This is a genomic window from Knoellia aerolata DSM 18566, assembly GCF_000768695.1.
GTDB lineage: Bacteria > Actinomycetota > Actinomycetes > Actinomycetales > Dermatophilaceae > Knoellia > Knoellia aerolata.
In genome coordinates this window covers 1-12,540 of sequence record NZ_AVPL01000045.1, presented here as the reverse complement: position 1 = coordinate 12,540, position 12,540 = coordinate 1, and the positions used below count along the sequence as shown (strand labels likewise).

At 72.5% G+C, this 12,540-nt stretch carries 11 protein-coding genes and 1 tRNA gene; 8 read left to right on the top strand and 4 right to left on the bottom strand.

Going from position 1 to position 12,540, the window contains the following annotated elements; genetic code table 11:
* The first annotated feature begins 111 nt into the window (after nt 1-111).
* A tRNA-Gly gene (locus N801_RS14165) sits at nt 112-185 on the top strand.
* A gap of 62 nt (nt 186-247) precedes the next feature.
* On the opposite strand, the gene N801_RS14160 is transcribed toward N801_RS14165, so the two are convergent.
* Nucleotides 248-1,195, bottom strand: coding sequence for a zinc metalloprotease (locus tag N801_RS14160; protein ID WP_035939091.1), 948 nt, complete (start codon nt 1,193-1,195; stop codon nt 248-250).
* Nucleotides 1,196-1,468: 273 nt separating this feature from the next.
* Between N801_RS14160 and tig the strand changes: the two genes are divergently transcribed.
* Both tig and N801_RS14150 read left to right on the top strand, forming a co-directional pair.
* Nucleotides 1,469-2,830: a trigger factor gene (tig, locus tag N801_RS14155; RefSeq protein WP_035939088.1), complete on the top strand. Its 1,362-nt coding sequence runs from the start codon at nt 1,469-1,471 to the stop codon at nt 2,828-2,830.
* 211 nt (nt 2,831-3,041) lie between these two features.
* Complete coding sequence (locus N801_RS14150; protein WP_035939086.1) at nt 3,042-3,509, top strand: SRPBCC family protein; 468 nt, start codon at nt 3,042-3,044, stop codon at nt 3,507-3,509.
* Nucleotides 3,510-3,701: 192 nt separating this feature from the next.
* On the opposite strand, the gene N801_RS14145 is transcribed toward N801_RS14150, so the two are convergent.
* On the bottom strand, nt 3,702-4,763 hold the full coding sequence (locus N801_RS14145; RefSeq protein WP_035939082.1) for a LacI family DNA-binding transcriptional regulator: 1,062 nt from the start codon (nt 4,761-4,763) through the stop codon (nt 3,702-3,704).
* Between the two features lie 133 nt (nt 4,764-4,896).
* Between N801_RS14145 and N801_RS14140 the strand changes: the two genes are divergently transcribed.
* The 5 genes from N801_RS14140 (at nt 4,897) to clpX (ending at nt 10,485) form a co-directional block, all read left to right on the top strand.
* Complete coding sequence (locus N801_RS14140; RefSeq protein ID WP_084108992.1) at nt 4,897-6,201, top strand: MFS transporter; 1,305 nt, start codon at nt 4,897-4,899, stop codon at nt 6,199-6,201.
* A 119-nt stretch (nt 6,202-6,320) separates the two neighbouring features.
* Nucleotides 6,321-6,944: an ATP-dependent Clp protease proteolytic subunit gene (locus N801_RS14135; RefSeq protein WP_035939080.1), complete on the top strand. Its 624-nt coding sequence runs from the start codon at nt 6,321-6,323 to the stop codon at nt 6,942-6,944.
* A 23-nt stretch (nt 6,945-6,967) separates the two neighbouring features.
* Nucleotides 6,968-7,627, top strand: a complete 660-nt coding sequence (locus tag N801_RS14130) for an ATP-dependent Clp protease proteolytic subunit (RefSeq protein WP_035939078.1) — start codon at nt 6,968-6,970, stop codon at nt 7,625-7,627.
* A gap of 236 nt (nt 7,628-7,863) precedes the next feature.
* On the top strand, nt 7,864-8,853 hold the full coding sequence (locus tag N801_RS14125) for a hypothetical protein (protein ID WP_052113063.1): 990 nt from the start codon (nt 7,864-7,866) through the stop codon (nt 8,851-8,853).
* 354 nt (nt 8,854-9,207) lie between these two features.
* On the top strand, nt 9,208-10,485 hold the full coding sequence (gene clpX / locus N801_RS14120; protein ID WP_035939075.1) for an ATP-dependent Clp protease ATP-binding subunit ClpX: 1,278 nt from the start codon (nt 9,208-9,210) through the stop codon (nt 10,483-10,485).
* Between the two features lie 108 nt (nt 10,486-10,593).
* On the opposite strand, the gene N801_RS14115 is transcribed toward clpX, so the two are convergent.
* Nucleotides 10,594-11,151 carry a hypothetical protein gene (locus N801_RS14115; RefSeq protein ID WP_035939071.1) on the bottom strand — a complete coding sequence of 186 codons (558 nt, stop codon included), beginning with the start codon at nt 11,149-11,151 and terminating at the stop codon, nt 10,594-10,596.
* On the bottom strand, nt 11,148-12,540 hold a 1,393-nt coding region (locus N801_RS14110), incomplete at its 5' end, for a DUF58 domain-containing protein (RefSeq protein ID WP_052113061.1). The genes N801_RS14115 and N801_RS14110, both read right to left, overlap by 4 nt.

Here is a 12,540-nt window from a genome sequence, read left to right as displayed (position 1 = left end):
CGTGCCGCCTCGTGGTCCGGAGGTGAGGGCTCGATTTCGGATCACGCGGAGGCGGCCACTAGGCTAACGCCTGCTCCGAGCCGGTCGAGACACCTCGACCGCGACGAGCACGCGGGCGTAGCTCAATGGTAGAGCCCCAGTCTTCCAAACTGGCTACGCGAGTTCGATTCTCGTCGCCCGCTCCACGACAGGGGTATGCCGTCCGCTCAGCACGAGCGGACGGCATACCCCTGTCACGTGGGACGGGTCAGGCGCGGAAGGCGACCCACGCGTCGTTCATGCGCTCCACCTGGCCGGGCGTGAACATGTTCATGCACGAGTCCTGGGTGTAGTCCATGAAGTTGTGGATCGGGTCCAGGCCGGGTGCGGTGCACGTGTCGGCACCGGTCGGGCAGTTGAACTGCGGGACGGCCTCACGGGGGGTGTCAGCGACCCAGTCGCCGGAGGCGGAGCAGCCGTGGGCGAAGGTGTGCTCGAGCATCATCCAGTGCCCGACCTCGTGGACGAGGGTGTCGCCGAGGGCGTACTTGCCGGCCGTGCCACCGGGCATCGACTCGTCGAGCATGACGACACCGTCGATGTAGCTGCGGCCGTTGTTGTCGACGCCCTTGGGGAAGTACGCCCAGCCGAGCAGCCCGCCACCGATGTCGGCGACGTAGACGTTGAGGGTCCTGCTGTCGCCCTGGTGGAGCGCCTTCTTCATGTCGCGCTCGACCTTGCCGGGGACGACGGTGTTCCACGTGGGGTTGACCGTGTGGGTCGTGGCCTCGAGCTCGAAGCGGAACGGCGAGTCGGCGGCGTCGGGAGCGGTGGTGCCGGCGAACGCGTCGTTGAGGACCGTCATCTGGGCGTCGATCATCGTGCTCATCCGCGTCTCGGCGGCGCCGCTGAGGGCCTCCTTGGACACGACGTGGAAGACGGTCGGGATGGTGACCGAGCCGGCCGCCATGAGCGGGCTGTCCTTGAGCACCCCGTAGGCGTTGGCCTCGTTCTTGCTGTAGAGCTCCGGCTCCTTGACGCCCTTGGCGTCGTCACGCACGCGCGCTGCGGAGGTGGTTCCCGTGGCGGGGTCGCACTCGGCGACGGCCGGCGACGGCGCAGAGGTGGCGCTCACGCTCGCGGGGACGGACATGGCCAGGGTGGCCGCGGTGAGCGCGATGGCGCCCAGGGCGGGCCGGATGAGACGTCGTGTCATCGGGGGATCTCCTCAGGGGTCCGGCCCGGTCGGGCCGCTCGGGGGACCGTAACCCGTCGCCCTCCCCAAAGGGGGCTACGGCCCGACGCGATTCGGGCGAGGGCCACCGGTGCCGTTAGCATGGTCGCGAGTGTGATCTCCCCGGTGTGCCACGTGCTCACGCCGACCCCGCCAGCCCAGCTGCTCGCGGAACCGGCGCGCCGACCGGAGGCCACGCACCGCGGGCCACGCGCCCGCACCATCCCGTGATCCCAACCGTGTGGAGTGCCTGAAGTGAAGAGTGCCGTCGAGACCCTCAGCCCGACCCGGGTCAAGATCGTCGTGGAGGTGCCCTTCGACGAGCTCAAGCCCGACCTCGACAAGGCGTACCAGACGATCGGGTCCCAGATCCAGATCCCCGGCTTCCGCCAGGGCAAGGTCCCGGCCCGCATCATCGACCAGCGCGTCGGCCGTGGCGCCGTCGTGCAGGAGGCCGTCAACGAGGCCCTGCCCCGCTTCTTCTCCGAGGCGGTCGAGGCCGAGGGCATCCGCGCCATCGGTCAGCCCGAGGTCGACGTCACCGCCGTGCCCCTCGAGGACGGCCAGGACCTCGAGTTCACCGTCGAGACCGACGTGCGTCCCGACATCGAGCTCCCCGAGCTCGAGGGCATCGCCGTCGAGGTCGACGAGGTCACGGCCAGCGACGAGGACATCGAGGAGCGCCTCACCTCGCTCCGTCAGCGCTTCGGCACCCTCACCCCGGTCGAGCGCGCGGTCGAGAACGGCGACGTCCTGTCGATCGACCTCTCCGCGGTCATCGACGGCGAGGAGGTCGACAACGTCGAGGGCGTGACCTACGAGGTCGGCTCCGGCAACATGCTCGACGGGCTCGACGACGCCGTCCTCGGCGCCAGCGCCGGTGACGTCAAGACCTTCACCGCCCCGCTCGCCGGTGGCGACCGCGAGGGCCAGGCCGCCGAGTGCACCGTCACCGTGCAGACGGTCAAGGTCCGCGAGCTCCCCGAGCTCGACGACGACTTCGCCCAGCTCGCCTCGCAGTTCGACACGCTCGAGGAGCTGCGCGCCGACGTCGCCACCCAGGCCGAGCAGGCCAAGAAGTTCGAGCAGGGCGTCCAGGCCCGCGACAAGGTCCTCGAGCACCTCCTCGACTCCACCGAGGTCCCGGTCCCCGACGGCATCGTCGAGGCCGAGGTCACGAGCCACCTCGAGGGCGAGAACCGCCTCGACGACGACGAGCACCGCGCCGAGGTCGGCGAGAGCACCCGCAAGGCGCTCAAGGGCCAGTTCCTCCTCGACGCCCTCGCCGAGAAGCTCGAGATCTCGGTCGAGCAGCCCGAGCTCATCGAGTACCTCATCATGAGCGCGCAGCAGTACGGCATGGACCCGAACCAGTTCGCCCAGGCGATCGACCAGCAGGGCCAGGTGCCCGCGATGGTCCAGGAGGTCGCGCGTCGCAAGGCGCTCGCGGCCGTCCTCGAGAAGGCCGTCGTCACCGACACCGCCGGCAGGACCATCGACCTCAACGAGCTCGTGCCGCAGGCCGAGACGGTCGACCCCGAGCTCGAGGACGACGAGTCCGCCGAGCTCGAGATCACCGACGTCGAGGACGCCACCGAGGAGCCGGCCAAGGCCTGACACCTCCCGCCCGACCACCGCGTATGCCGTGTGCCCACCGAGAGGTGAGCGCACGGCATACGCGCGTTCCGGCCCGCTGTCGGGTCCCTCCCGCGGGGCCCTGTCGCTCCCGCAGCGGCCTGCTGCCGTGGGGCCGTGCGAGGGCGAGAACGCCAGGGCTGACGGTCGGCCCCGTTTGCACTCGCGCCCGATCCGTGATGAGGATCGAGGCATGACCCACGACACGCAGATCACCGTTTCGCGCACCATCGACGCGCCCGCCCAGGCGATCTTCGACGTCCTCAGCAACCCCGAGCGCCACCAGCAGCTCGACGGTTCCGGGTTCGTCCGGTCGGACGAGAAGTCCAACCGCATCCAGCAGGTCGGCGACGTCTTCACGATGAACATGTCCGGCGACCACATGGGTGGCGACTACCAGACCGACAACCACGTCGTCGGCTTCTCCGAGAACGCCCTGCTCGCGTGGCAGACCGCGCCCGCCGGCACCGAGCCGCTCGGCTGGGAGTGGGTCTGGCGTCTCGAGCCCCAGGGCCCGGGCCAGACGCTCGTCACGCACACCTACGACTGGAGCAAGGTCACCGACAAGGCACTCCTCCAGAAGGTCTCGTTCCCGCTCGTCTCCGAGAGCGAGCTCGAGGCCACCCTCGCGACGCTCGCCGAGGTGTCGTCGGGCGCGTGACCCCGGGGCGGCCTGACGCCGCCCGACTGCCGACCACCGCGTATGCCGTGTGCCCACCGAGAGGTGAGCACACGGCATACGTGCGTTCGGGCCCGTTGTCGGGTCCGTCCCGCAGAGCCCTGTCGCTCCCGAGGCGCCCTGCTGCCGTGGGGCCATGCGAGGGCGGGAACGCCATGGGGGCCGCCCGGCGGCTCAGGGGGGTGGCGCGGTCGTGTCGCCGACCCGGAGCGACACCGGGAACGGCTCGCTCGTCGCCGGCTCCCCGGCGAGGCGGCGGCGGGTCAGCTCGCCGAGCAGCCGTCCCTTGGCCTCGCCCGGCTGCTCGATCGTCGTCAGGGTGCGGTCGAGCCACGGGAGGTCGACCGCGTCGAACCCGGTCACCGACAGGTCCTGCGGCACGCGCAGGCCCAGTGCCTCGGCGGCGCGGATGACGCCGGCAGCGAGCAGGTCGGACTGCGCCACGATGCCGGTCGGGCGCTCGTGGGCGGCGACGTCGAGGAGGAGCCGGCCGGCGGCCTCACCCTGCGCGACGTCGGGTCGCTCGGTCTCGACGAGCGGGCTGCCCGCCGGTGCGGTGTCGACGAAGCCGCGGGCCCGGTCGCGGGCGTCGGGGTGGACCGAGCCCGAGAGCTCGGCGGCGTCGACCCGGTGGGTGGGCCGGGCACGGCCGAGCGGCATGCTCACGTGGGCGAGGCGGCGGTGGCCGAGGTCGAGCAGGTGGCGGGTGGCGGCGGCCGACGCGCCGTGCTCGTCGACGACGACGTGACCCACGGCGTCGTGGACCGGTGCCCCGGACCCGACGATCGGGATGCCGCGGGCGAGGAGGTGGTCGACGAGCGGGCTGTCCGTGCGCCCGCAGAGCGGGAAGACCGCCGCGTCGACGGCGTGCCCGGCGACCGGGTTGGCGCCGTCCCCGCCGGGGTCGGCGACGAGCAGCATGCTCGTCCCCATCGCGTCGAGCTCCTGCGCGAGGCCGTCGAGGACGGCGAGCGCGAACGGGTCCCGGAAGGCGTCGCGCAGGCGCTCCTCGACGATGACGGCGACGGCGCCGGCACGCCCCTGGCGCAGCGAGCTCGCGAGCGGGTCGGGGCCGGCATACCCGAGGTCGGTGGCGGCGGTGCGCACGCGGGCGGCGGTCGCGTCGGCGACCGGGCCGCGCCCGCTGAAGACCAGGGAGGCGGTGCTGATCGACACGCCGGCGCGCGCGGCGACGTCACGCAGCGTCACCTTGCTCGTTTGACGTGGACGGGTCATGCGCGACAGACTATCGAATCGATTCGACGCCCGTCACCACGGGTCGAGTGGTCACGACACCCCGTGTGCCGGAGGCGCACCCGGCGTGTCGTGACCCGTCGACCTGCCCGCACCCCCGAGAGAGACCCGTTCCATGACCAGCCCCGCCCTGCCCCGCGAGCGCGTCGTGTCCGCACGCACCGCCGTCTTCGTCGTCTTCGCCCTCGCGGGCGTCGCGTTCGCGACCTGGGCCTCGCGCATCGCCGACGCCAAGGCCACGCTCGGCCTCACCGCGGGGGAGCTGGGGCTCACCCTGTTCGCGATGTCGGCGGGCTCGCTGCTGGCCATGCCCTCGACCGGGAGGTTCGCCGACCGGTTCGGGGTCGTCAGCACGATCCGGGCGGGCATGCTCATCGGCGTGCTCGGCTTCGCGGTCGTCGGCGCCGGGGTGGACCTCGCCGAGTCGCGGGCCGTCGTCGCGGTCGGCCTCTTCCTCATCGGCAGCGGTGTCGGCGTCTGGGACGTCGCCATGAACCTCGAGGGTGCCGGGGTCGAGCGGCTCCTCGGCCAGACCGTCATGCCCCAGTTCCACGCCGCGTTCAGCGGTGGCACCGTCCTCTCGGCGCTCGTCGGCGCCGGCATGTCGTGGGGGTCGGTCCCGCTGCTGCCGCACCTCCTCGGCTCCGCGCTCGTCGTCACTGCGGGCGGATTCTGGGCGATGCGCCAGTTCCTCCCGCGCGAGCTCGAGGACGCCGAGGCCGCGGGGGCCGCGGGCGCGGAGGCCGCGGGCGCGCACGGCTCCGACGCGGCCACGGAGGGCAACGCCGTCCGGGGACCCCGGTCGGCGTGGCTCGAGCCGCGCACGCTCCTCATCGGCCTCGTGACGCTCGTCGCCGCCTTCACCGAGGGCACGGCCAACGACTGGCTCGCGGTCGCGTTCGTCGAGGGCCACGGCGTCCCTGCGTGGGCCGGCGTGCTGGCCTTCGCCACCTTCCTCACCTTCATGACGGTCGGTCGCCTGCTCGGCACCCGGTGGCTCGACACCTACGGCCGGGTGCCGGTCCTGCGGCTGACGTTCGCCCTGGCCGTCCTCGGCTCGGTCCTCGTCATCTTCGGGAACCCGTGGCTGGCCTTCGTCGGCGCGGCGGTCTGGGGTGTCGGGGTCTCGCTCGGCTTCCCCGTCGGCATGAGCGCCAGCGCCGACGATCCCGCCCGGGCCGGCGCGCGGATGTCGGTCGTCGCGACGATCGGCTACCTCGCGTTCATCGCCGGGCCGCCCGCGCTGGGCTTCCTCGGCGACCACGTCGGTGTGCTCCGCTCCCTGCTCGCCGTCGGCACGATGGCGCTGCTCGTCCAGCTCATCCTCGAGTCGGTGCGCGAGCCGGTGCGCGAGCTCGTCCCCGGACCCGAGCCCACCGCCGCTGTCGCGGCAGGGGAGGCGGTCCACGACCGCGGCTGACCGGCATACGCCGTTGTGCTCATGGCGAACACGACCCGGCAGCGGGAGTGCGGGGACGAACCCGCGCGTTAGGGTCAGCGACAGGCAAGACCACCGATCACGGCAGGAGCGAGACCAGCGTGAGCAGCAACGAGATCGTCGCAGCCGGACCGGGCGAGAGGCTCGGGCTCGACGACAGCATCTACAACCGCCTCCTCAAGGAGCGGATCATCTTCCTCGGCTCCGAGGTTCGTGACGAGAACGCCAACGCCATCTGCGCGCAGATGCTCCTGCTCGCCGCGGAGGACTCCGACAAGGACATCTGGCTCTACATCAACAGCCCCGGTGGCTCGGTGACCGCCGGCATGGCGATCTTCGACACCATGCAGTGGGTCCCCAACGACGTGGCGACCGTGGCCATGGGCATGGCGGCCTCGATGGGCCAGTTCCTGCTCTCCGCGGGCACGCCGGGGAAGCGCTACGCCACACCGCACGCGCGCGTCATGATGCACCAGCCCTCGGGCGGCATCGGTGGCACGGCGTCCGACATCAAGATCCAGGCCGAGCAGCTGCTCCACATCAAGAAGCAGATGGCCGAGCTCATCGCCGAGCACACGGGCCAGACCCCGGAGCAGATCGGCCTCGACTCCGACCGCGACCGCTGGTTCACCGCGCAGGAGGCCAAGGAGTACGGCTTCGTCGACCACGTGTTCTCGCGCGCCGACCAGGCCGGCCGCTCGTCCGACAACCCGGTCACCGACTGACCCGGCGACCAGGAGACATACACATGAACGCGAACTACCCGTCCCGCACGAGCGGCATGACCGTCCCGGGGCCCTCGAGCCGCTACATCCTGCCGCAGTTCGAGGAGCGCACCTCGTACGGCATGAAGCGGACCGACCCCTACACCAAGCTCTTCGAGGACCGGATCATCTTCCTCGGCGTGCAGGTCGACGACGCGTCCGCCGACGACGTCATCGCCCAGCTCATCGTGCTGGAGTCCCAGGACCCCGACCGCGACATCCTCATGTACATCAACAGCCCCGGTGGCTCGTTCACGGCCATGACCGCGATCTACGACACGATGCAGTACATCCGGCCGGACGTGCAGACGTTCGTCGTCGGCCAGGCGGCCTCGGCCGCCGCGGTGCTGCTCGGCGCCGGCGCCAAGGGCAAGCGCTACGCCCTGCCCAACGCCCGGGTGCTCATCCACCAGCCGGCGATCGAGGGGACCGGCGGCATGGCCTCCGACCTCGAGATCCACGCCAACGAGGTGCTCCGGATGCGCGCCTGGCTCGAGGACACCATCGCCCACCACGCCGACCGCGACGTCGAGCTCGTCCGCAAGGACATCGAGCGCGACAAGATCCTCTCGGCGGCGCAGGCCAAGGAGTACGGCCTCATCGACGAGGTCCTCGTCTCGCGCAAGGCCGCGTTCGAGGTCTGAGCCCCGGCCCACAGCTCGGGTATGCCGTCCGCTTCAGGGAGCGGGCGGCACACCTGTGTCCGGGGGTCGCCGACCGTCGTCCATGGCGTCCTCGCACCGGCATGGCCCCGCGGCGGCATGCCGGTGCGGGAGCGACATGGCCCCGCGGGAGGGACCCGACAACCGGGCGGTGCGGGTCCGTCGGGGCCTGTGGACAACGCCGCCGGCGGGACGGGAGACGGTGTCAGGCTCGGACCATGCTCGGTGCCGCTGCTCCCCTCCCGTTCGACCCGGGAACCCTCCGCCTGGCGTCGGACCTGCGTCGCAGCGGCATCGAGCCCTCACGGGGCGGATGGCACCACGTGCGGCGCGGGGTGTGGGTCGACGCCGGCGTCTGGGCCGGGCTGGACCCGACGCAGCGGTATGCCGCGTTCACCCACGCCACCGCCCTGCTGCGCCGGCTCGACGAGCCCCTGGTGTGTGCCGTCGAGTCCGCCGCGGCCGTGTGGGGGCTGCCGCGGATCGAGAAGTGGCCGCGACACGTGCGGCACCTCGTCACGGGCCGGCACGTGCGCGGATCGGCCCTGCTGCGCCCGCACCTGGGTGAGGAGGTCGAGCCGGTCGAGGTGCACGGGCTGCTCGTCACCCCCGTCGCGCGCACCGTCGTGGACCTCGCGCGGTCCGGGACGCTCGTCACCGCGGTGGCGGCGGCCGACCACGCCCTGCGGCACGACCTGTGCTCCGCCGCGGACCTCGCCGAGGAGGTCGCGCGGCTCCGTCCCCGCGCGCACGGCCGGGTGCGGGCGGCGCTGACCCGCGACCTCGCCGACCCCCTGGGCATGTCCCCGGGCGAGAGCCTCTCGCGGGTGCAGATGTTCGTGCTCCACCTGCCGCGGCCGACGCTGCAGCACCCGATGAGCGACGAGCAGGGGCAGATCGGCGTCGTCGACTTCTGGTGGCAGGGGGTCGTGGGGGAGTTCGACGGACGCATGAAGTACGGCGTGCGCGACGGGGCCGACCCGCGGGAGGCGGCGGAGGCCCTCTGGCGCGAGAAGAAGCGGGAGGACCGGTTGCGGCGTCAGGCCGCCGTCGCCCGCTGGACCTGGCGCGACGCGATGCACCCGGAGCTCCTGGCCCGGGTCCTCGCCGCGGCGGGCGTCCGGCCCGTCGCCCGTCCCGGGTGGTTCGACCTCGGCGCGGGCGCGTCAGGGGGCGTGGCGCAGCGGGGGTCCGGCGCCGCGTCCTGACGCGCCGGGTCGTCGGGTCCTTCCCGCAGGCCCATGGCGCTCCCGACGGTCCCTGTCGGTGCGGCGGCATGCCGCGGCGAGAACGACGTGCGGGCGCGAGCAGGGCCCGAGGAGAGGGCCCGGACCCCACCGCGCGCCCGCACCGCTGAGGTTCTGCCCCCGGCCCGGGGGAGGTTCTGCCCCCGGCCCGGGGAGGTTCTGCCCTCAGCGGACAAGGGCGACTCGCGACGCCCCGGAGGCGTTCAATGGGTTGCGTCGGCGTCGCTGCGAGGTAGCGTCGGTGACGTCGCTGAAGACACTCGGCCGGTGGCCGGGGCGCGACACCGGGCGAGTGGACGAAGGGACCCCAGACCAGTGGCACGAGTCGGAGAGACCAGCGACCTGCTGAAGTGCTCGTTCTGTGGCAAGTCCCAGAAGCAGGTCAAGAAGCTCATCGCCGGACCCGCGGTCTACATCTGCGACGAGTGCATCGAGCTGTGCAACGAGATCATCGAGGAGGAGCTCGCCGAGTCCTCCGAGCTCGGTGGCCTCGACGAGCTCCCCAAGCCCCGCGAGATCTTCGACTTCCTCGAGCAGTACGTCATCGGCCAGGACGTCGCCAAGCGCTCGCTCGCCGTCGCCGTCTACAACCACTACAAGCGCATCCAGTCGGGTGAGGCCAGTGGTGGCAAGAAGGACGCCGACCACGTCGACATCTCCAAGTCCAACATCCTCCTCATCGGCCCGACCGGCTGCGGCAAGACCTACCTCGCCCAGACGCTCGCCAAGATGCTCAACGTCCCCTTCGCCATCGCCGACGCGACGGCCCTGACCGAGGCCGGCTACGTCGGCGAGGACGTCGAGAACATCCTCCTCAAGCTCATCCAGGCCGCCGACTACGACGTCAAGAAGGCCGAGACGGGCATCATCTACATCGACGAGGTCGACAAGATCGCCCGCAAGAGCGAGAACCCGTCGATCACCCGCGACGTCTCCGGTGAGGGCGTGCAGCAGGCGCTGCTCAAGATCCTCGAGGGCACGACCGCGAGCGTCCCGCCGCAGGGTGGCCGCAAGCACCCGCACCAGGAGTTCATCCAGATCGACACGACCAACGTGCTCTTCATCGTCGGCGGCGCGTTCGCCGGCCTCGAGAAGCTCATCGAGTCGCGCAACGGCAAGAAGGGCCTGGGCTTCGGCTCCGAGCTGCACTCCCCGAAGGACCTCGCCGAGTCGATCCACGAGGTCATGCCCGAGGACCTCATGAAGTTCGGGCTCATCCCCGAGTTCATCGGCCGGCTGCCCGTCATCACGACGGTCGCGCCGCTCGACACCAGCGCGCTCGTCCAGATCCTCACCGAGCCCCGCAACGCGCTCGTCAAGCAGTACCAGAAGATGTTCCGCATCGACGGCGTCGAGCTCGAGTTCACCACCGAGGCCATCGAGGCGGTCGCCGAGCAGGCCCTCGCCCGCGGCACCGGCGCCCGTGGCCTGCGCGCCATCATGGAGGAGGTCCTCCTCCCGGTGATGTTCGACGTCCCCAGCGACGACGAGATCACCAAGGTCGTCGTCACCGACGAGGTCGTGCGCAAGAACGTCCTCCCGACGATCGTGCGTCGCGACGCCGGCCCGAAGCGCCGCAAGCGCACCGCCTGACCCCTCCCGCACGCACCGACGGCGCGTATGCCGTCCGCGCCCCTGCCGTGGCCGTGTCACCGGCCCCGGGCGTCCCACCGACCCGGGCGTCCCACCGCCCCGGGCGTCTCACCGGCCCCGGGGATCGGTTGGCGCGCCGGCCCGCCCGGCCGGGGTCGCTCCGGCACCCGCCTGCCAGAAGCCGAACGCGAGCAGCGCGAGGGCGGCCAGCGCGGCATACGTGAGCAGGGGGTCGCCCTCGGGAGCCGCCTCCGACTGGGCAACGAGCAGGGCCCAGACCGGGACCGACAGGCCGAGCACGGCCGCAGACCGCCGCGCCCACCGACGCCACGTGGCGCCGGGGACCGTGGCCGCTGCCGGGAACGAGGAGGACAGGGCGGCGGCGAGGTGGATCGCGGCCAGCGCCACGGCGGCGACGAGCGCCGCCAGCCAGGCGCCGGGGTCGCCGGGGACGGGAACGCTCATCAGCCAGTTGCCCGCGTGCAGGCCGAGCAGGACCGTGGTGAGCCGCGACGCGGGGTCGAGGACGACGAACGGCGTGAGGGCGACGAGGACGAGCGCGGCGACGATCGATCCGCCGGGGGCGACGAGGGTCGTGAGCAGGGCGAGCCCCACCGAGGCCACGGCGATGACGGCCCGCAGCGCCTTCTGCGAGGGGGAGGTCACCGGGTCACCATCCTCGGGGCGCGCCGCTGCCGGGCGAGGTCGCGCAGGACGAGGTCGAGGGTGCCCGGGCCGACCCAGGTGACGATGGGGACGCCGCCGAGCCGGGTGCGCGTCATCTCGCGCGAGCGCTCGAGGAGCCGGATCCGCCACGCCAGCCGGGCACCCGGCGAGAGGTCCTGCTCGGGCACGAGACCGCTCAGCTGCTCGTCGGTGACGTCCCCGGAGGCCATCGAGCGTGGGAGGGTGTCGACGACGATCGTCGAGATGCCCCGACGGGCCAGCTGGGCGGCGTGCGCGAGGACCTGCACGGAGACGGCCGGGGTGAGGAAGACGACGAGGGTGCCCACCGAGACGGGGTGGCGCAGCTGCCCGGTGAGGCGCTTCTCGTCGACGACGCCACCGTCGGCGACCCGGACCCGGGCCAGCACGTCGAGGACGCGGCGCAGCTGGTTGCTGCCGAGGCCGGCGGTCAGGCGGGGGCTGCGGTGGGCCCCGAGCACCTGGAGGCCCACCCGGTCACCGGCCCGCAGGTAGTGCTCGGCGACGGCGGCCGCGGCCCGCACCCCGTTGTCGAGGCTGCTGCCGTCACCGTCGAGGCCGGTGCTGCGGCCGAGGTCCTGCATGGCGTCGACGAGCAGGAGGATCTCGCTGTCCTCGTCGGAGTACGTCGTCGTCACGTGCAGCTCGCCGGTGCGCACCGAGACCGGCCAGTGGATCCGGCGCAGCCGGTCGCCGAAGCGGAACGCCCGCACGTCGGCGAGCTCGCTGCCGTCACCGTGCCGTCGGGACCGGCTGCGGCCCACGAGGCCGTCGGGGTCGGGTGTCGGGCTGCGCGCCGAGAAGGCCTCCGGCAACGGCACGGTGGGCACCGGGGGAGCCTCGACCGCGGGGGGCGCCCACACGTGGGACCCGAAGGCGCTGCTCACCGCGCACGTGGCCGGTCCGAGCTGGCGCAGTCCCCAGCGGGTGCTCTCGCACAGGACGTCGATGCGGGGCGACTGCGTGACGTCGCCGCTGGCCGCGCACTGGCTGGTCGGGGTGTAGCGGGTGAACTCGGTCTCGGTGACGGCGAGGGCGACGTCCTCGACGCCCTCGCCGGGCCGGGCGTCGACGGTCCAGGCCGTCGTCTGCCCCTCGCGCAGCACCGGGTGCCGCAGCCAGGCATGGACGACGGGCGAGACCGTCGGCCGGAGGATGAGGGACCACGCGGCGACGACGACGAGGGGCGTGCCCATGGCCACGGCGTCCGGTCGGCGCATGATCGCGCCGAGGCCCACGAGCACGACCCCGAGGAGGACGGCGCGGGCGTGCGCTGGCGTCGCCCGCCACCGGGCCGAGAGCCGGCTCCCCGCCGGCGGCACGGGGAGCGCGGCGTCGGCGTCGGCGTCG

Excerpts from the sequence above, each read along its gene's own strand:
- N801_RS14130 (WP_035939078.1), top strand. The coding sequence starts at position 6,968 with ATGAACGCGAACTACCCGTCCCGCACGAGCGGCATGACCGTCCCGGGG.
- N801_RS14145 (WP_035939082.1), bottom strand. The coding sequence starts at position 4,763 with ATGACCCGTCCACGTCAAACGAGCAAGGTGACGCTGCGTGACGTCGCC.
- N801_RS14140 (WP_084108992.1), top strand. The coding sequence starts at position 4,897 with ATGACCAGCCCCGCCCTGCCCCGCGAGCGCGTCGTGTCCGCACGCACC.
- N801_RS14150 (WP_035939086.1), top strand. The coding sequence starts at position 3,042 with ATGACCCACGACACGCAGATCACCGTTTCGCGCACCATCGACGCGCCC.
- N801_RS14125 (WP_052113063.1), top strand. The coding sequence starts at position 7,864 with ATGCTCGGTGCCGCTGCTCCCCTCCCGTTCGACCCGGGAACCCTCCGC.
- N801_RS14160 (WP_035939091.1), bottom strand. The coding sequence starts at position 1,195 with ATGACACGACGTCTCATCCGGCCCGCCCTGGGCGCCATCGCGCTCACC.